This window comes from Bradyrhizobium sp. JHI2711 (assembly GCF_056156565.1).
Genome location: NZ_JBPZPT010000004.1, coordinates 631,102 through 649,065 on the forward strand (window position 1 = coordinate 631,102; position 17,964 = coordinate 649,065).

The following is a 17,964-nucleotide window of genomic DNA, read 5'->3' on the forward strand; positions in this document are numbered from 1 at the left end:
AATCATCGGAACCGCCGCTGGCGCGGCGCATTTGTTTTCATGTCGACTTATCGTCTGAACAACCTGCTGTCGCCGCGCTCGGTTGCGCTCGTCGGCGCGAGCGCGCGTCCGGCGTCCGTTGGACGCGCGGTCCTGGAAAACATTCGGAAAGCGGGATTCAAGGGGCGGTTTGGCCTCGTCAATCCGCGCCACGCCGAGATCGGCGGCCTCGCCGCGGTGAAGAGCCTGGACAGGCTGGACTTCGTGCCCGAGCTCGTCGTCGTCACCGCGCCCGCGGGCGAGATTCCAGGCATCGTCGAGCAGGCCGGCCGTCGCGGATCTGCGGGTGCGCTGATCGTCTCGGCCGGTCTCGGCCAGGGACCGGGATCGCTGCACGAGGCGACCAGCGCTGCCGCCCGCAAACACGGCATGCGGCTGATTGGGCCGAACTGCCTCGGCATCATGATGCCCGGCGTCAGCCTGAATGCCAGTTTCGCCGCGCACATGCCGGGGGCCGGCAACCTCGCGCTGATCTCGCAATCGGGTGCCATTGCCGCCGGCATGGTGGATTGGGCCGCGCAGCGCGGCGTCGGCTTCTCCGGCATCGTCTCGATCGGCGATCAGATCGACGTCGACATTGCCGATTTGCTCGACCATTTCGCGATGGATCACAAGACCCGCGCGATCCTGCTCTACATCGAGGCGATCAAGGACGCGCGCAAGTTCATGTCGGCGGCGCGCGCCGCCGCGCGGGTGAAGCCCGTCGTCGTGGTGAAGTCCGGCCGCATGGCGCAGGGTGCGAAGGCCGCTGCCACGCATACCGGGGCGCTCGCCGGTGCCGACGCCGTCTATGACGCGGCGTTCCGCCGCGCGGGCGTGCTGCGGGTGTCCGACCTGCGCGAGCTGTTCGACTGTGCCGAGACACTCGGCCGCGTCGAATCGCCGACCGGAAAGCGTCTCGCCATCCTGACCAACGGTGGTGGCATCGGCGTCCTCGCCGTCGATCGATTGGTCGAGCTCGGCGGTATTCCGGCGACGATCTCGACTGATGCGCACAGGAAGCTCGATGCGGCGCTGCCGCCGACTTGGTCCGGTGCAAACCCCGTCGACATCGTGGGCGACGCCGATGCTGCGCGCTACGCAGCGGCGCTGGAGGAACTGCTGGCCGATCGCGACAACGACGCAGTCCTCGTCCTCAATGTGCAGACCGCGATCGCATCGGCCGCCGAGATCGCCAAGACCGTGACGGAGCTCGTGGCTAAGTATCGCGAGCAGCACCGGCGATGGGCAAAGCCCGTGCTGGCGGCCTGGGTCGGCGCCGATCAGCACATCATCCAGGCACTCTCCAGCGCCGGCGTGCCGAACTATCCGACCGAGGACGACGCCGTGCGCGGCTTCATGCATCTGGTCCGGCACCGCGAAGTGGTGGAGGAGCTGACCCAGGTGCCTCCCGCGATGCCCGATACGTTCGTTCCGGATGCCAGCGGGGCGAGAGAGATCGTCACAGCCGCGATCGCGGACGGCCGCCAGTGGCTCGAACCCGTCGAGATCAAGCACCTGCTCGAAGCCTACGATATCGCGATGGTGCCGACCTATGCGGCAGCAGATGTCGAGCAGGCGGTGACCTATGCAAAGGAAATCTTCGCCCAAGGCGGCACCGTCGTGCTGAAGATCATGTCGCGCGACATCACCCACAAATCCGACGTCGGCGGCGTCGTGCTCAATCTGACGTCGCCGGAGGCGGTCCGTGCGGCGGCGACGGACATTCTTGCGCGAGCGCGGAAGCTGCGGCCCGAGGCGCGCATCGGCGGCGTCATCGTCCAGGCCATGGTCGTCAAGGCAAAGGCGCGCGAGCTGATCCTCGGCCTTGCCGACGATCCGACCTTCGGCACGGTGGTGGTTTTCGGCCGCGGAGGCACGGCGGTGGAGATCATCAACGACAAGGCGCTGGCGCTGCCGCCGCTCGACCTGCAACTGGCCCGCGATCTGATCGACCGCACGCGCGTGTCGCGGCTGCTGAAGGCCTATCGGGACGTGCCGGCGGTGAAGCACGACGCCGTCGCCATGGTGCTGGTCAAGCTGGCGCAGATGGCGGCCGACATTCCCGAGATCCGCGAATTCGACATCAATCCGCTCCTGGCCGACGAAACCGGCGTGACCGCGGTGGACGCCCGCGTCGCGGTCGGACCGCCACAGCGGAAGTTCGCCGGCTCCGGCCCGGCCAATTTCGCCGTTCGCGCTTATCCGTCGCAATGGGAGCGACGCCTCAAGCTCAAGGAGGACTGGCGCATCTTCGTGCGGCCCATGCGCCCCGAGGACGAGCCGACCATCCACGAATTCCTGCGTCACGTCACGGCGCACGACCTTCGCCTGCGCTTCTTCGCCCCGATGAAGGAGTTCACCCACGAATTCATCGCACGCCTGACCCAGCTCGACTATGCGCGCGCGATGGCCTTCATCGCATTCGAGGAGGCCAGCGGCGAAATGGTCGGCGTGGTCCGGCTCCATTCCGACTCGATCTACGAGACCGGCGAATACGCGATCCTGCTGCGGTCCGACCTCAAGGGCAGGGGGCTCGGCTGGGCCCTCATGCAGCTGATCATCGACTACGCGCGGTCGGAAGGATTGAAGACCATATCGGGCGACGTGCTGCAGGAGAATACCGTGATGCTCGACATGTGCCGGCAGCTCGGCTTCGAGGTCAAGCCGGACCCGGCCGAGCCTGAGATCTGCGACGTCAGGCTCAAGCTCTGAGCGTGTCGGCTACGATTGCGCCTCGGCCGAACTGGCATCATTGGACGACCTGGCCGTCGTCCGCAGAGTCTTGATGATGATCGCGATCAGCGGCAGCAGCACCGGCACGATCGTGCTCAGCGGGTGGTGCACCGCGCCCGACACCTGGGCCTGGAGCGCACGGGCCTCGAGCTGGAGGGCTTCGATGGAGGTGTCGTGAATTTCGTTGGCGAGTTCGATGTCACGCCCCGACGGAGCGCGGCCGGCGATCAGGAAGAGAGCGGCCGCGATGACGAAATTGACGGCGCCGAGGATGGCAGCCGCGGTAATTGCGCTCCAGATCTGCACCAGTGCGAAATAGGCCGACAGCTCCAGCATCAGCAGCCCGAACGCGGCGATCAGCGCCGCGAAGGCACGCAGGCCGAGGCCGATCAGCAAATGGCGCAGCCTGATGTCGGCGATGATCCTGTCGGTGCGCCACAGCACGCGCAGATGTTTGACGACATTCTCGGTATTCACCTAGTGTCTCCTCAGCATGAAGCCAACAACCACACCCAGCGCGAAGGCAGAGGCGAGCGATGTGACCGGACGCTCCGCAACGAGGCCCTGGAGCGTCTCCCCCTCCTGTTCGACGGTCTCGCCGAGCTCGGCGGGTGCGGCCCTGATCTGATCGGCGAGCGCATCAGTGCGAGCTTTCGAGCTCTCGAACATCTCCTCGCCGGCGGTGCTCAACAAGTGCGTGACGTCGACCTTCAGCGTGCGCAATTCCTCGCTCATCCTGTCACTGTCGAACATGGATTTGGTGTCCTCATTAAATTCAAAGGAGCCTAAGACCAGCCTGTGCGATCGCGCTTGATTTGCGTCAAGAGGCGGAGCCCGTTCGGGGTCTTGAGACAGGTCAATCCGGCCGCCACATGCTGGCCTAGAAATGCCGGCTGAATGGGGACCGATTGTCCCGATGAGGTGGAAAGCGTGAACCACGAACCGCTGCTGCACGCGACGCCGTCCGGCGACGTGCTGAAATTGCGCCCCGAGGGGCCCTGGACCGCCGCGAACGTGGTGACGCTCGAGACCTTGTCCCGCTCGGTCGGGGCCGACGTCGATCGTTCGCGCGCCGTATCCTTGGACATGTCGGGGATCAGCGCGCTCGATACGCTCGGCGCCTGGGTCCTGGAGAAGCTGTCGCGCAGGGCCGCCTCGTCAGGCAGGCCAGCCGAATTCGTCGGCGTCGCCGATCATTTCAGCGGGCTGATGGACGAGGTGCGCCAGGTCAACCGCCGCACACCGGCTCCGGCGGCCGCGCCCAATCCGGTTCTGGCGCGGCTGGGTGATCTCGGCAAGTCCACGGTCGGGGCGCGGGAGGACATCACGATCTTCCTCCAGATGCTCGGCGCCTTGTTCATGGCCGTCATCGGCGCGCTGCGCCGGCCGCGTTCGCTGCGGCTGACCTCTCTGGTGTATCAGCTCTACCGCATCGGGTGGCAGGCGATCCCCATCGTCACGCTGATCACCTTCCTGATTGGCGCCATCATCGCGCAGCAGGGCTTCTTCCACTTCCGTAGATTCGGCGCGGAATCATACACGGTCGACATGGTCGGCATCCTGGTGCTGCGCGAGCTCGGCGTGCTGATCGTCGCCATCATGGTCGCGGGACGCTCGGGGAGCGCCTACACGGCCGAGCTCGGCTCGATGAAGATGCGCGAGGAGATCGACGCGCTCTCGACCATGGGGCTCGATCCGGTCGACGTCCTGATCCTGCCGCGCGTTGCGGCCCTGGTCGTTGCGCTGCCCATCCTCACTTTCATCGGATCGATCGCCGCGCTCTATGGCGGCGGGCTGGTCGCGCAGTTCTATGGCGACATGGGGCCGGCGATCTACATCGCGCGCCTGCACGAGGCCATTTCCGTCGCCCATTTCGAAGTCGGCATTCTGAAGGCGCCGTTCATGGCGCTGGTGATCGGGATCGTGGCCTGCAGCGAGGGATTGCGCGTCAAGGGCAGCGCGGAGTCGCTTGGGCGGCAGACCACGACGTCGGTGGTGAAATCGATCTTCCTGGTGATCGTGCTCGACGGCCTGTTCGCGATCTTCTTTGCCTCGATCGGAATGTGACAATGGAAGAATCGCAAGACCAGTTCGCGATCCGCGTCCGTGACCTCGTGGTCGGCTTCGGCCGTCAAACCGTGCTCGACCATTTGTCGCTCGACGTCCGCCGCGGCGAGATCCTCGGGCTGGTGGGCGCATCCGGCGGCGGAAAGTCGGTCTTGATGCGGACCATCATCGGCCTTATCCCGCGCCGGAGCGGGACCATCGAGGTCATGGGACAAGCCGGCGGAAGCCACGGCCGCGGCGCTGCGATGGCATGGGGCATCCTGTTTCAGCAGGGCGCGCTGTTCTCCTCCTTGACGGTGCGCCAGAACGTCCAATTTCCCTTGCGCGAAAATCTGGTCCTGTCGCAGGAGCTGATGGACGAGATCGCGATCGCCAAGCTCGAGATGGTCGGCCTGCGTGCGGAGGACGCCGACAAATATCCGGCGGAGCTGTCCGGCGGCATGACCAAGCGCGTGGCGCTGGCGCGCGCGCTCGCGCTCGATCCGCCGATCCTGTTCCTGGACGAGCCGACCTCGGGCCTCGACCCCATCGCCGCCGGCGAGTTCGACGCGCTGATCAAGACGCTGCAAAAGACCCTGGAGCTCACCGTGTTCATGGTGACCCATGACCTTGCGAGCCTGACCACGGTCTGCGACCGCGTCGCCGCGCTCGCCGACGGCAAGATCGTGGCGATCGGCCCGATGCGCGAATTGCTGCAATCCGAGCATCCCTGGGTGCGCGCATACTTCCACGGCAAGCGCTCGCAGATGCTGCAACACGAGATGAGATGAGAGATGGAAACCCGCGCTCCCTATGTGCTGATTGGCAGTTTCGTGCTGGCCGCGATCGTCGCAGTGTTCGGCTTCGTCTATTGGCTGAACAACACCGGCGGCATCGGGCCGCGCACCAGCTACCACGTGCAATTCCAGGGGCCGGTGCCCGGCCTGCTGGTCGGCGCCGGCGTGCTGTTCAACGGCATTCGCGTCGGAGAGGTGACCCAGCTCGGACTCGCGCCTGATAACCCGCGCTTCGTCAATGCCACGATCTCGGTTGCCACCGCGACGCCGGTGCGTGCCGACACTAAGGTCGGCCTCGAATTCCAGGGCCTGACTGGCGTTCCCGTGGTGACATTGGAGGGGGGCGTGATCGTCGCCAAGTCCGGCGAGCTGCCGACCTTGATCGCGGAGGCCGGCGCAGGCCAGAGCATGACGCAGGCGGCGCGCGATGCGCTGCGGCGGGTCGACACGGTGCTTCAGGACAATTCCGGCCCGCTGAAGGACACCATTGCCAATTTCAAGACCTTCTCCGACGGGCTCGCGCGCAACACCGGCAAGATCGACGGCATCCTGGCAGGCCTCGACAAGATGACCGGCGGTGGTACGCCCGCGCAGAAGGTCACCTACGACCTGCGCACGCCGCAGAATCTCGGGCCGGCCGGCAAGACGCTATCGGCCTCACTGGCCATTCCCGAGCCGACGGCGGTGGCGATGCTGCAGACCCAGCGCATGCTGTTCGCGCCTAGCGGCGACAGGCCGGGCTTTGCGGACTTCCTCTGGGCTGACAGCATTCCGAAACTGGTGCAGGCGCGCCTGATCGACAGTTTCGAGAACTACGACATCGCCCACGCCCCGCTGCGCACGACGGATCTCGGGCCGGCGGACTACCAGCTCCTGCTCGACATCCGGCGCTTTCGGATCGCGACGGATGGGGAGGCTCGGGCCGAGATCGGACTGTCGGCTCGGATCGTCGACAAGAATGGCAAGGTGATCGCATCGCGGCTCATCGAGGCCAGCGAAAAGCTCGACAAGGTCGAACCGGCCGCTTCAGTCGCCGCCTTCGATGCCGCCTTCGCGCGCATCGCCAAGGAGCTGATCGGATGGACCGTGCAGGCGGTGTGAGGGGTGACTATTCCAGCGTCTTCAGGTAGGACAGCAGGTCGTGGATCTGGTCCGGGCTGAGTTCGAAGGCCGGCATGTCGGCATGTCCGGTGGAGATCCCCTCGGCCAGCGCCTCACCAAGGCTGTTGATCGGATAGCGCCGATGCAGGTTGCGTAGCGGAGGCGCGATCTCCAACGGGCTCTTGGAGGCGCGGTCGATCGCGTGACAGCGTGCGCAATTGGCTCGGGCGAAAGCCTTACCGCGTTGTTCGGCGGCCGGGGCCGCGAGCGCAGGCGTGATCAGAAGCAGCCCAATCAGGCCGTGACGCAGTGCGCTTTGCAGCATGGAATCATCCCGTCGAACCGTGGACGCAGAATAAGAGCGGGATGCCAGCCAAATTTGATCTGGGTCAATCGGCTGCGGCACGGTGCAGTAAAATGCAGCCGCGGTGGACTCGGCCTGACGTCGGGAGCGGCCGGCGTGGGGAGCGATGGATGAAGCCTTCCGTGGTCACGAGTGAGCCGAACGGACATCATTGCGACGATTGTGCCGTGCGTGGAGCGGCGGTCTGCTCGTCGCTCGATGCAGCCGAACTCCGGGAGTTCGAGCATCTCGGCCGCCGCGTCCATTTCGTTTCGGGCGAGACCGTGTTTTCCGAGGAGGACATCACGACCTCGTTCTACAACGTTCTCGAAGGCGTCATGCGGCTGTACAAGCTGCTGCCTGACGGCCGGCGGCAGATCGTCGGCTTTGCCTTGCCCGGTGACTTCCTCGGGATGAATCTGTCCGGCCGGCACAATTTTTCGGCCGATGCGATCGGCGTGGTGAAAGTGTGCCAATTCCCAAAAGGGCCTTTCGGCCGTTTCATCGAAGACCGGCCGCAATTGCTCAGGCGCATCAACGAGCTGGCCATTCGCGAGTTGAGCCAGGCGCGCGACCATATGGTCCTGCTCGGACGCCGCTCGGCCGACGAGAAGGTCGCGACCTTTCTGCTCGGCTGGCGTGAGCGGCTGGTCGCGCTCAACGGTCTGTCCGACATGGTCGCGCTTCCGATGAGCCGTCAGGACATCGCCGATTATCTCGGCCTGACCATCGAAACCGTCAGCCGCACCTTTACCAAGCTTGAGCGTCTCGGCGTGATCGAGATCATTCACGGCGGCATCAGCCTGCTCGATCCGGCCCGTGTCGAGGCCATGGCCGCAGCCTGACCTCATCTCCGGGACTCTCTCGGCAATTTGATCCCGATCAATGACGGCGGCCATGCCCCGCAAAATAATGCCGGAGACAAATCCGGGAGGGGATGATGCCTGCTGACGCGTTGCTGGTGACCGTTGTCGTCGTCGCGATCTTTGTCGTGTTCGCCGCAGTTCTGGCCTGGGCTGACCGGCAAACCAGGGCGGGTCGGCTTGATCCGGATTCCAGGCACTGAAGCCTTCTGCAGGTCCAGGTCCAGGTCCAGGTCCAAGTCCAAATCCAAGTCCAAGTCCAGGTTTAGGTCCGAGTCCGGCGCGCCAGGGCCGATGCTCGCCTGGGCGGGCGCTGGCCCTCGGCAGCGTCTCGACGCAATCGCGGTTTGCGTAATCCGCAACTCTGCGTCGAAGAGGACGCATCGCCGCAGCTTTTGGCTGCCGACTTCCTCGTTACAGGCCTTTTCGTGGCATTTGCCTCAAATCGCGCGCGTGCTTTCCGGTTGAAATGCCTGGTAACGTTGACTACGCAGGAACTCAGTGCCTCGTAGTCTTAGGAGCCCCGCGGCGTGCCTCAGGACAAGACCGGCGATCCCCGACAACCGGCGGGCAACAAACTATCGGTCCTGCGCAAGCACCCGATCTTCGCGGATCTGGAGCCGGAAGCGCTCGATCAACTCTGCCGCTACGCCAAGCACACCACCGTCAAGCGTGGCGCGACGATCGCCGCCAAGGGCGATCCCGGCAACAGCCTGTTCGCGGTGATCGCGGGGACAGTCAAGATTTCCTCCTCATCGCCTGATGGGCGGAACGCTATTCTCAATCTGATCGGCCCCGGAGAAATCTTCGGCGAGATCGCCGTGCTCGACGGCGCGCCCAGGTCGGCGGATGCGACCGCAAATACCAATTGCGAGCTCTACGTCATCGATCGCCGGGACTTCCTGCCGTTCGTGAAGAGCCAGCCGGCGCTGGCGATGAAGTTCATCGAGCTGCTGTGCGCGCGTCTGCGCTGGACCAGTCAGCAGGTCGAGCAGGTGATCCTGCAGAATCTGCCGGGCCGGCTTGCCAGTGCACTGCTCGGTCTCACCGAAGAGCGCAAGCTGGATTCCGGCAGCGGCACGCTCGCCATCACGCAACAGGAGATCAGCGAGATGGTCGGGATGACGCGCGAGAGCATCAACAAGCAATTGCGCGCCTGGGCCGGCCGCAATTGGGTCCGCCTCGAGCACGGCGCCATCGTCGTGCTCGATACGGACGCGCTGCGCGAGCTCGCCGAGAGCGGCCTCGGCGGCGAGTGACGCCGTCGACCTAACGGTCGATGCTGGCGACCGCGCGGGGCCTCGATTGGAGGCGTCAAGTCACGGGCTAGCGACGTCGAGCCAGCCCGCCATACCCACCATAGTGCGAATTGCGCCAGGAATCGATTGATGCAAGTCTTGCATCGATCGATGCCGGATTTGGCTTGGACAGAGAATGCCGCCCGCCCTAGGGACGACATTGGCGCTTGACTTCACACCTGAAGCGGAGCGACCCAAGGCGGCCTGCAGCCGGGCCGACAACGATATAATCGATCTCAATCAACCCAGGAGGAAGCCCACATGAAGACGCTCACCGGTATCATCACAGCCGTTGCACTGGCGGTCTCAGCACCCCTGGCCACTGCACGCGATTTCCGCTCGGCTGACGTTCACCCCGCCGATTATCCGACCGTCGAGGCGGTCAAGTTCATGGGCCAGCAACTCGCGGCGGCGAGCGGCGGCAAGCTTGGCGTGAAGGTGTTTCCGAACGGCGCCCTAGGCTCGGAGAAGGACACGATCGAGCAACTCAAGATCGGCGCGCTCGACATGATGCGGATTAATGCATCGCCGCTGAACAATTTCGTGCCCGAGACTATCGCGTTGTGTCTGCCCTTCATCTTCAGGGACACGCAGCACATGCGCACCGTCCTCGACGGTCCGATCGGCGATGAGATCCTGGCAGCCATGGAGCCCGCGGGCCTGGTCGGCCTTGCCTATTACGACAGCGGCGCGCGCTCGGTCTATACCGTCAAGGGACCGGTCAAATCGCTGGCCGATCTGAAGGGCCTGAAGATCCGCGTCCAGCAATCCGACCTGTGGGTCGGCATGATCCAGAGCTTGGGGGCCAACCCGACGCCGATGCCCTATGGCGAGGTCTACACCGCGCTCAAGACCGGCCTCGTCGACGCTGCCGAGAACAACTGGCCGTCCTACGAATCCTCCCGGCACTTCGAAGCCGCCAAGTTCTACAACATCACCGAGCACTCCCTCGCGCCCGAAGTTCTCGTGATCTCGAAAAAGGTCTGGGACGCGCTGAGCAAGGAGGACCAGGCGATGGTCCGCAAGGCAGCCAAGGAATCGGTGCCCGTCATGCGCAAGCTCTGGGACGCGCGCGAGCAGGCCGCCCGCAAGACCGTCGAGGCCGCTGGCGTTCAGGTGGTCACGATCGGCAACAAGGCGGAGTTCGTCGATGCAATGAAGCCGGTCTACCAGAAGTTCGCCGGTAACGAGAAGCTGCAGAGCCTCGTCAAGCGCATCCAGGACACGAAGTAGGACAATTCGAAGCCGGGTCCGGCGTCGCCGCCAGGCGGCACCGGATCCCGTGAGGAGGCGCGGGATGACAGACCCACACGTCGCAAGTCACGAACAGGGGGCCGTAGCAGCACGCCCGTCCACCGGCTTGCTGTCGCGGGTCAATGCCCCCATTGCGCGCCTCGGCATGTACCTGTCGGTGACGGGCCTGCTCGTCATCGTCGCCATCGTCTTCTACCAGGTATTCGGACGCTACGTGCTCAACTCCAGCCCGACCTGGACGGAGAACTTGGCGCTGGTCCTGATCCTCTACGTCACGCTGATCGGCGCCGCCGTCGGCGTACGTGATGCCGGGCATATCGGCATGGACAGCCTGCTGGTCATGCTCCCCGATCACGCGCGGGAGAAGATCGAGATCGTGATCCACGTTCTGGTCGCCGTGTTCGGCCTCGCCATGGCCTATAATGGCTGGGTCCTCGGCGCGTCGGTGGGCACCGTGAAGATCCCCAATCTCGGCCTGCCCGAGGTGATCCGCTACGTGCCGCTGTTCGCCTCCGGCGTCCTGATCGTTTCGTTTTCCATCGAGCACATCATTGCTCTCCTGCGCGGCGAAGAGGTCGTCCCCTCATGGAACTGATCATCCTCGGCGCCACCTTCTTCGGCTTTCTGATCCTCGGCGTACCGGTCGCCTTCGCGATCGGCCTGTCGGCCATCTGCACCATCCTCTACGAAGGCCTGCCGGTCGCCGTCATCTTCCAGCAGATGATGTCGGGGATGAACATCTTCTCCTTCCTCGCCATTCCGTTCTTCGTCTTCAGCGGTGAGCTGATGCTGCATGGCGGCGTGGCCGACAAGATCGTGCAACTCGCCAAGAATCTCGTCGGGCACATCCGCGGCGGGCTCGGCATGTCGAACGTGGTCGCGTGCACGCTGTTCGGCGGCGTCTCCGGCTCACCCGTGGCCGACGTGTCGGCGATGGGCGCGGTGATGATCCCGATGATGAAGAAGGAGGGATACGACACCGACTACGCCGTCAACGTCACCACCCATGCCTCGCTGGTCGGAGCCCTGATGCCGACCAGCCACAACATGATCATCTATGCGCTGGCGGCCGGCGGCAAGGTCTCGATCGGCGCGCTGATTGCCGCCGGTCTCCTGCCGGCGCTGGTGCTGATGGTCTGCATGCTGGTTGCCGCCTACGCGGTCGCGGTGAGGCGCGGTTATCCCGCCGGCAAGTTCCCAGGCTGGGCTGAGGTGGTCCGCTCGCTGGCGGCGGCGCTGCCGGGGCTTCTGATCGTCGGCATCATCCTGGCCGGCATCCTGTCCGGCGTCTTCACGGCAACCGAATCGGCGGCCATCGCCGTCACCTACTCGATCCTGCTGACTTTCTTCATCTATCGCACCATGACCTGGGGCAACTTCCTGCGCGCCGCCGCCAAGGCGGTGAAGACGACCGGGGTGGTGCTGCTGCTGATCGGCGTCTCCACCATGTTCCAGTACCTGATGGGACTTTACGAGGTGGCGGATCTCGCCGGCGCGATGATGAACAAGTTGTCGACGCAGCCCTGGGTGATCTTCCTGCTCATCAACATCATCCTGTTCGTGCTCGGCACGTTCATGGACATGGCGGCAACGATCCTGATCTGCACCCCGATCTTCCTGCCGATCGCGATGAAGGCGGGCATGGACCCGGTGCAGTTCGGCATGCTGATGCTGATCAATTGCGCCCTCGGGCTCAACACGCCGCCGGTCGGAACGACGCAATTCGTCGGCTGCGCCATCGGCGGCATCTCGGTCGGCGCGGTGATGCGTACCATCCTGCCGTTCTATGCTGCGCTCATCGCAGCACTGATGTTCGTGACCTATGTCCCTGCATTCTCGTTGTGGCTGCCGCGCCTCTTGATGGGCTACAAGGGCTAGCAGCACCAGGGAGACATCGCCAGTGACGGACTATCGCAAGCTCTTCGATCTCACCGGCAAGACCGCGCTCGTGCTCGGCGCCGCATCCGGCATCGGCAAATCGTCGGCCGAAGCGCTTGCGGGTCTCGGTGCCCGGGTTGTCTGCGCCGATCGTGCGCTCGACGCAGCGGAGGCGACGGCCGTCGGCATTCGCGACAAGGGCGGCTGGGCGCAAGCAGCTGGCTGCGACGCCGCAAGCGCCGCGGATGTCAATGCGCTGGCCCAAACCGTGATGCAGAAGTTTCCGCGGCTCGACATCGCCGTGACGACGCCTGGTCTCAACATCCGCAAGACCATCCTCGACTACACCGAGGAGGATCTCGACCGCGTCCTCACCCTCAACGTCAAGGGCACGGTCTTTTTCTTCCAGGCCTTCGGCCGCATCATGGTTGCGCAGAAGGGCGGCAGCATCATCGCCTGCTCCTCGGTTCGCGCGGTGACCATCGAGCCCGGCCTCGGCATCTACGGCTCGACCAAGGCGGCGATCGGCCTGCTGGTGAAGGGCTTTGCCTCCGAGGTCGGGCACGCCGGCGTGCGCGTCAATGCGATCGCCCCGAGCATCGCCGAGACCGCGCTGACCGGCCCTTTCAAGCAGCGCCCCGACATCTACAATCTCTACGCCGGCCACACCGTGTTCAACCGCTGGAGCAGCGCCGACGAGGTCGCGACCGCCGTCGCCTATCTCGCCTCGGATGCCGCAAGCTATGTCAGCGGCAGCACGCTGTTCGTCGACGGCGGCTGGACCGCCGTCGACGGCCCGCCGACCGGTCTTACCCAGTTGCACAAATAGCAAAGGATGTAGCTCGGGTTGCGCTTGCACGTCGCGCGGCTCACTGGCAGGCCTCCTTCGCAACCGCAGCAGGAAGCTCCGGCGCGCGCGGCTTGAGCAAATCGCATGGGGCTTGCCGGATAAATGCGCTCGGCTGGCCGGTATTTTGGTGTTACGAAGTGGGACATGAACCAGCACGCCAAGATCAACGCGAACATCGAGATCCGCCATTCGACCTGTCCGCATGATTGCCCCTCGGCCTGCGCCCTCGATGTCGAGGTGGTCGAAGGCCGCAGCATCGGCCGCGTCCGCGGTTCGAAGAAGCAGACCTACACCGCCGGCGTCGTCTGCGCCAAGGTCGCCCGCTATGCCGAGCGCATCCATCATCCCGAGCGGCTGATCTATCCGCTGCGCCGCACCGGCCCCAAGGGTTCAGGTCAGTTCGCGCGGATCTCCTGGGACGAGGCGCTGGACGAGATCGGGCACCGATTCAATGCGGCCGAGCGCGACTTCGGTGCGGAATCGATCTGGCCCTATTACTACGCGGGGACGATGGGGCTCGTGATGCGCGACGGGCTCAACCGTCTCACGCATGTGAAGAAATATTCGCGCTTCTACCAGACCATCTGTGCCAATGTTGCGCGCATCGGCTTTGCAATCGGCACCGGCAAGATCGCCGGCGTCGACCCGCGCGAGATGGCGCTGTCCGATCTCGTCGTGATCTGGGGCACCAATCCCGTCAACACTCAGGTCAACGTGATGACGCACGCCTCGCGCGCCCGCAAGGAGCGCGGCGCGAAGATCGCGGCGGTCGACATCTACGACAACGAGACCATGAAGCAGGCCGACATCAGGATCATCCTGCGGCCCGGCACCGACGGCGCCTTCGCCTGCGGCGTCATGCACGTCCTGTTCCGCGACGGCTACGCCGACCGAGCCTACATGGACAAGTATACCGATTGCCCCGCCGAGCTCGAGGCGCATCTGAAGTCGCGCACGCCGGAATGGGCCTCGGCGATTTGCGGCGTTCCGGTGTCGGAGATCGAGGCTTTCGCCAAGGCCGTCGGCGAGATCAAGCGGACCTTCTTCCGTCTCGGCTATGGCTTCACCCGCTCGCGCAACGGCGCGACGCAGATGCATGCGGCGCTGTGCATTCCCGCGGTGACCGGCGCTTGGCAGTATGAAGGCGGCGGCGCCTTCTTCAACAATTACGCGCTGTGGCACTTCAACGAATCCATCATCGAAGGCCACGACGCGATCGACAAGACCACCCGCGCGCTCGACCAGTCGCAGATCGGACGTATCCTCACCGGCGATGCCGAAGCTCTGCAGGGCAAGGGCCCGGTCAAGGCGTTGCTGATCCAGAACACCAATCCGATGACGGTGGCGCCGGAGCAGGCGCTGGTCCGGCAGGGCTTTGCGCGCGAGGATCTGTTCGTGGCGGTGCACGAGCAGTTCATGACCGAGACGGCGCAGATGGCCGACATCGTGCTGCCGGCGACCATGTTCATGGAGCATGACGACCTCTATTATGGCGGCGGCCATCAGCACATCTCGGTCGGGCCGAAGCTGATCGACCCGCCGGGCGAATGCCGCTCCAACCACGAGGTGTTGCAGGCGCTGGCGCCGCGGCTGGGCGCCAGGCATCCGGGCTTCGAGATGAGCCCGCGCGAATTGATCGACGCGACCTTGAGGCTGAGCAATCACGGCGACATCGCCGGCCTTGAAGCCGACATCTGGCGCGACCTGCAGCCGGATTTCCGCACCTCGCATTATCTCGACGGCTTCGCCCACGCCGACGGCAAGTTCCATTTCAAAGCCGACTGGGCGCATCCGCCGTTCGGCGTCACCATGGGCGACTACGACAAGATGCCTGGTCTGCCGGATCATTGGGCAGTGATCGAGCACGCCGACCGGGCCCATCCGTTCCGGCTTGCGACCAGCCCCTCGCGCAGCTTCCTCAACACCACTTTCAACGAGACGCCGTCCTCGCAGGCGCGTGAGGGCCGGGCCAGCGTGATGATCCACGCGCTCGACGCCGCCGCGCTCGGCATCGCCGATGGCGATGCGGTGACGCTCGGCAACGGCCGCGGCGAGACCACGCTGACCGCGACGCTGTTCGAGGGCGTGCGGCGCGGTGTCCTGATCGCCGAATCCGTTCATCCCAACAGCAATCATATCGGCGGCCGCGGCATCAACACGTTGACGGGCGCAGATACGATCGCGCCGATCGGCGGCGCGGCGTTCCACGATAATAAAGTCTGGATCAGGAAGGCGGCCTCAGCTCAAGGCGTGCACTCCGTGACGCCGTAGCCCGCGAATTCCTTTGCAATGTTCGGGTTCATCGACCTCGCCTGCGCGATATCGGTGGCGCCGTCGCCGCCGCTTCTGCGCGCAGCGATGCCGCGGCCGAACAGCGAGGACGAGGAGCGCGGGTTGCGCTGGATCGCGTCGGTATAATCCTTGATCGCCTCGGCATTGCGCCCGAGCTTGAGGTTGACGAGCCCGCGGCTGTCGAGTGCATCGCTCAAGCCCGGGTTGATCTGGAGCGCCAGATTGCAGTCGGCGAGCGCGCCTTGCGGGTCGCCCGTCGCAGCCCGGCTCCAGCAGCGGTTGTTTAGGGCTTCCGCGTCCTTGGGCGCGCGGCGGAGCACCGCGTCGAAATCCTGTATCGCGAGCGCATAGGCGCGCTTGATCGCGTAGACCTGGCCGCGTTTGTAGCGCGAGGTGACATCGTTGGCGTTGGCGGTGATCTTGCGGCTGAGATCGGCGATGACGGGATCTCGTGCCAGTTCGTCCGCATTCGGGGCGGGCTCCGCCTGCGGTACCTCGCAGACCGGCTTTTGCGGCTCGGGTGTCTGCACCTGTGGCTTGGCCGCGTCGTCCCGCGGCCGCGTCGCCGGGCTTGCGAACGAGAACTCCGTCGTCAGCGAGGAGGACAGCCAGGGCACTTGCTCGCGGTTGGTGGCGGCAACGACGCCATTCTTGGTGTTGGTCAGGGCCTGCTCGGCGCTGATGTTCGGCGCGCGCATTTCGCGCAGCAGCTCGGCGACAAAGAGGCTGCGATCGGTCTTGCCGGTCGCCGTGACCGCGCCGAGCGCAGCGGAGTAGAGCACCAGCGTATTGCTCGGTGCGATCGCCGGTGCCAGACCGGCCGAATGGCGGCGGAAGCGCCGCTCGAACGGGTTGCGGCGGGAAGCGTCGATCAGCGCGATCTTGATGGCGGCACCGCGCGTGTTCATCTCGGCGAGGATGGCGTCGAGGCCGAAGCCGTCGCGCGAGACGTCCGGCTCGGTCCAGATCTGGGCGTCGACCGGCAGCAGATAGGTCTGACGGTTGGACTGGATGGCAAAGCCGTCGAAGAAGATCAGCGCCACCGCGCCGCGCTCGATGCGGTCGTAGAAGCGGCCCAGCACCTGCCGCATGGCATCGCCGGTGAGATTGCTCTGCCTGTCGACGACGAAGCCGCCGCGCTTCAATTCCTCGGCGACGTCCTGGGCATCGTTGGCGACCTCGCTCAGGACGAACTCATTGTCGGGATATTTCGCGTTGCCGATCACCAGCGCGATCTTCGCGGCGTCGGCCGCATGGCATGCGGCGCCGCCGCTCAGCACGACCAATCCTGCCAGCAACAACATCAATGCGGCGCGCATGAAATGGCTCATCGGTGATCAAATCTCCGGTCAGGATAGCGCGCGCAAGCCCCAGTTCAATCGCGAAGCGAAGTTGCGCCCACACGCTATGGTGAGGCGACCCTGCAGATTGCCCTTGCGCGCGCCGCCGGTCCTGCCGCAAATGGCTGCAAAACGGGACCAAGCGAGCGAGCATGTCATGACCGACACCACAGCCGTCATCACCGAGAAGCGCGGGCAGGCGTTCTGGATCACCATCAACCGGCCGGAGAAACGCAACGCGCTGAACGGCGAGGTCATCGCCGGGATCACAAGAGCCTATCGCGACGCGCATGAGGACAAGGACGTCCGCGTCATCGTGCTGACGGGCGCGGGCGACAAGGCGTTCTGCGCGGGCGCCGACTTGCAGAATTCCGGCGCGGCTTTCGCGATGGATCATTCCAAACCAAATGTCGACTATGCCGATCTGTTACGTTTGTCACAGAACGCCACGAAGCCGGCGATTGCGCGCCTCAGTGGCGTCTGCATGGCCGGCGGCATGGGCCTTCTGTGCATGACCGACATGGCGGTTGCGGCCGATCACGTCGTCTTCGGCCTGCCGGAGGTGAAGGTCGGCGTGTTCCCGATGCAGGTGCTGAGCCTGCTGCAGCGCATCGCTCCGCCCCGTCTCGTCAACGAATGGGCGCTCACGGGCGAGCCGTTCGACGCCAGGGCCGCGCAGGCCGCTGGCCTGCTCAACTACATCGTGCCGGCCGCCGAGTTAGATGCCAAGGTTGACTGGCTGATCGCCCGCATCGTCGACAAATCCCCGACCGCGATCCGCCGCGGCAAATACGCCATGCGCGCGATCGCCTCGATGTCGTTCGACGAGAGCATCGCCTATACCGAAAGCCAGATCGCACTGCTCGCGATGACCGAGGACGCCAAGGAAGGGTTGAAAGCGTTCAGCGAGAAGCGGAAGCCGGTCTGGACGGGGAGGTGAGGGGATCCGCTCTCGCATCTCGGACGCGCCGCAACGCGTCGGCGTCGCTGCGCAGAGCCGGGACCCAGGGCGGCACGAACGAGAATGTAGCCGCATCCTCCGCCGTCATTCCGGGGCGCGCGTAGCGCGAGCCCGGAATCCATCGTGCAGCAAGTGATGCGGAGAAATGGATTCCGGGCTCGCGCCAAGGGGCGCGCCCCGGAATGAC

General features: G+C 65.0%; 16 protein-coding genes. 12 read left to right on the forward strand and 4 right to left on the reverse strand.

Features of this window, described 5'->3' with window-relative positions:
• Positions 1 to 39 precede the first annotated feature (39 nt).
• Positions 40 to 2,733 (forward strand): bifunctional acetate--CoA ligase family protein/GNAT family N-acetyltransferase, encoded by a 2,694-nt coding sequence (locus ACTEK7_RS30510; protein ID WP_225148161.1) that lies wholly within the window; start codon positions 40 to 42, stop codon positions 2,731 to 2,733.
• A gap of 9 nt (positions 2,734 to 2,742) precedes the next feature.
• Here ACTEK7_RS30510 and ACTEK7_RS30515 read toward each other — a convergent pair whose 3' ends face one another.
• Entirely contained in the window at positions 2,743 to 3,231 is a 489-nt protein-coding gene (locus ACTEK7_RS30515; protein ID WP_036007507.1) for a phage holin family protein, read from the reverse strand.
• The gene (locus ACTEK7_RS30520; protein WP_225148162.1) at positions 3,232 to 3,507 is read right to left on the reverse strand and encodes a hypothetical protein; all 276 of its coding nucleotides are present in this window, start codon (positions 3,505 to 3,507) and stop codon (positions 3,232 to 3,234) included.
• A 177-nt stretch (positions 3,508 to 3,684) separates the two neighbouring features.
• Here ACTEK7_RS30520 and ACTEK7_RS30525 point away from each other — a divergent pair, with 177 nt between their 5' ends.
• The 3 genes from ACTEK7_RS30525 to ACTEK7_RS30535 are packed head-to-tail and all read left to right on the forward strand — an operon-like array spanning position 3,685 to position 6,698.
• Positions 3,685 to 4,821, forward strand: a complete 1,137-nt coding sequence (locus ACTEK7_RS30525) for an MlaE family lipid ABC transporter permease subunit (RefSeq protein WP_225148163.1) — start codon at positions 3,685 to 3,687, stop codon at positions 4,819 to 4,821.
• A gap of 2 nt (positions 4,822 to 4,823) precedes the next feature.
• Positions 4,824 to 5,591 carry an ABC transporter ATP-binding protein gene (locus tag ACTEK7_RS30530; RefSeq protein WP_225148164.1) on the forward strand — a complete coding sequence of 256 codons (768 nt, stop codon included), beginning with the start codon at positions 4,824 to 4,826 and terminating at the stop codon, positions 5,589 to 5,591.
• Positions 5,592 to 5,594: 3 nt separating this feature from the next.
• The gene (locus ACTEK7_RS30535) at positions 5,595 to 6,698 is read left to right on the forward strand and encodes an ABC-type transport auxiliary lipoprotein family protein (RefSeq protein ID WP_109143025.1); all 1,104 of its coding nucleotides are present in this window, start codon (positions 5,595 to 5,597) and stop codon (positions 6,696 to 6,698) included.
• 7 nt (positions 6,699 to 6,705) lie between these two features.
• Here ACTEK7_RS30535 and ACTEK7_RS30540 read toward each other — a convergent pair whose 3' ends face one another.
• Positions 6,706 to 7,023 carry a c-type cytochrome gene (locus ACTEK7_RS30540; RefSeq protein ID WP_225145364.1) on the reverse strand — a complete coding sequence of 106 codons (318 nt, stop codon included), beginning with the start codon at positions 7,021 to 7,023 and terminating at the stop codon, positions 6,706 to 6,708.
• A gap of 149 nt (positions 7,024 to 7,172) precedes the next feature.
• Between ACTEK7_RS30540 and ACTEK7_RS30545 the strand changes: the two genes are divergently transcribed.
• The 7 genes from ACTEK7_RS30545 (at position 7,173) to ACTEK7_RS30575 (ending at position 15,455) form a co-directional block, all read left to right on the forward strand.
• Positions 7,173 to 7,886: a helix-turn-helix domain-containing protein gene (locus tag ACTEK7_RS30545; protein WP_225148165.1), complete on the forward strand. Its 714-nt coding sequence runs from the start codon at positions 7,173 to 7,175 to the stop codon at positions 7,884 to 7,886.
• Between the two features lie 548 nt (positions 7,887 to 8,434).
• Entirely contained in the window at positions 8,435 to 9,163 is a 729-nt protein-coding gene (locus ACTEK7_RS30550; protein WP_036007486.1) for a Crp/Fnr family transcriptional regulator, read from the forward strand.
• A gap of 300 nt (positions 9,164 to 9,463) precedes the next feature.
• The gene (locus tag ACTEK7_RS30555; RefSeq protein ID WP_225148166.1) at positions 9,464 to 10,435 is read left to right on the forward strand and encodes a TRAP transporter substrate-binding protein; all 972 of its coding nucleotides are present in this window, start codon (positions 9,464 to 9,466) and stop codon (positions 10,433 to 10,435) included.
• 64 nt (positions 10,436 to 10,499) lie between these two features.
• Positions 10,500 to 11,051, forward strand: a complete 552-nt coding sequence (locus ACTEK7_RS30560) for a TRAP transporter small permease (RefSeq protein WP_225148167.1) — start codon at positions 10,500 to 10,502, stop codon at positions 11,049 to 11,051.
• Entirely contained in the window at positions 11,042 to 12,334 is a 1,293-nt protein-coding gene (locus tag ACTEK7_RS30565; protein WP_036043893.1) for a TRAP transporter large permease, read from the forward strand. The genes ACTEK7_RS30560 and ACTEK7_RS30565 overlap by 10 nt, the downstream gene beginning before the upstream one ends.
• Before the next feature lie 22 nt (positions 12,335 to 12,356).
• Positions 12,357 to 13,163 carry an SDR family NAD(P)-dependent oxidoreductase gene (locus tag ACTEK7_RS30570; protein WP_225148168.1) on the forward strand — a complete coding sequence of 269 codons (807 nt, stop codon included), beginning with the start codon at positions 12,357 to 12,359 and terminating at the stop codon, positions 13,161 to 13,163.
• Between the two features lie 165 nt (positions 13,164 to 13,328).
• Entirely contained in the window at positions 13,329 to 15,455 is a 2,127-nt protein-coding gene (locus ACTEK7_RS30575) for a molybdopterin oxidoreductase family protein (protein WP_225148169.1), read from the forward strand.
• On the opposite strand, the gene ACTEK7_RS30580 is transcribed toward ACTEK7_RS30575, so the two are convergent.
• Positions 15,428 to 16,807, reverse strand: coding sequence for a caspase family protein (locus ACTEK7_RS30580; RefSeq protein WP_225148170.1), 1,380 nt, complete (start codon positions 16,805 to 16,807; stop codon positions 15,428 to 15,430). The genes ACTEK7_RS30575 and ACTEK7_RS30580 overlap by 28 nt on opposite strands.
• Before the next feature lie 166 nt (positions 16,808 to 16,973).
• Here ACTEK7_RS30580 and ACTEK7_RS30585 point away from each other — a divergent pair, with 166 nt between their 5' ends.
• Positions 16,974 to 17,756 carry an enoyl-CoA hydratase/isomerase family protein gene (locus tag ACTEK7_RS30585; protein WP_036007523.1) on the forward strand — a complete coding sequence of 261 codons (783 nt, stop codon included), beginning with the start codon at positions 16,974 to 16,976 and terminating at the stop codon, positions 17,754 to 17,756.
• Positions 17,757 to 17,964 lie beyond the last annotated feature (208 nt).

What these genes read in the sequence shown, in the direction of transcription:
- ACTEK7_RS30560 (WP_225148167.1), top strand. Translation starts at nt 10,500, where the DNA reads ATGACAGACCCACACGTCGCAAGTCACGAACAGGGGGCCGTAGCAGCA.
- ACTEK7_RS30510 (WP_225148161.1), top strand. Translation starts at nt 40, where the DNA reads ATGTCGACTTATCGTCTGAACAACCTGCTGTCGCCGCGCTCGGTTGCG.
- ACTEK7_RS30575 (WP_225148169.1), top strand. Translation starts at nt 13,329, where the DNA reads ATGAACCAGCACGCCAAGATCAACGCGAACATCGAGATCCGCCATTCG.
- ACTEK7_RS30530 (WP_225148164.1), top strand. Translation starts at nt 4,824, where the DNA reads ATGGAAGAATCGCAAGACCAGTTCGCGATCCGCGTCCGTGACCTCGTG.
- ACTEK7_RS30520 (WP_225148162.1), bottom strand. Translation starts at nt 3,507, where the DNA reads ATGTTCGACAGTGACAGGATGAGCGAGGAATTGCGCACGCTGAAGGTC.
- ACTEK7_RS30580 (WP_225148170.1), bottom strand. Translation starts at nt 16,807, where the DNA reads ATGAGCCATTTCATGCGCGCCGCATTGATGTTGTTGCTGGCAGGATTG.
- ACTEK7_RS30535 (WP_109143025.1), top strand. Translation starts at nt 5,595, where the DNA reads ATGGAAACCCGCGCTCCCTATGTGCTGATTGGCAGTTTCGTGCTGGCC.
- ACTEK7_RS30545 (WP_225148165.1), top strand. Translation starts at nt 7,173, where the DNA reads ATGAAGCCTTCCGTGGTCACGAGTGAGCCGAACGGACATCATTGCGAC.
- ACTEK7_RS30540 (WP_225145364.1), bottom strand. Translation starts at nt 7,023, where the DNA reads ATGCTGCAAAGCGCACTGCGTCACGGCCTGATTGGGCTGCTTCTGATC.
- ACTEK7_RS30585 (WP_036007523.1), top strand. Translation starts at nt 16,974, where the DNA reads ATGACCGACACCACAGCCGTCATCACCGAGAAGCGCGGGCAGGCGTTC.
- ACTEK7_RS30565 (WP_036043893.1), top strand. Translation starts at nt 11,042, where the DNA reads ATGGAACTGATCATCCTCGGCGCCACCTTCTTCGGCTTTCTGATCCTC.
- ACTEK7_RS30555 (WP_225148166.1), top strand. Translation starts at nt 9,464, where the DNA reads ATGAAGACGCTCACCGGTATCATCACAGCCGTTGCACTGGCGGTCTCA.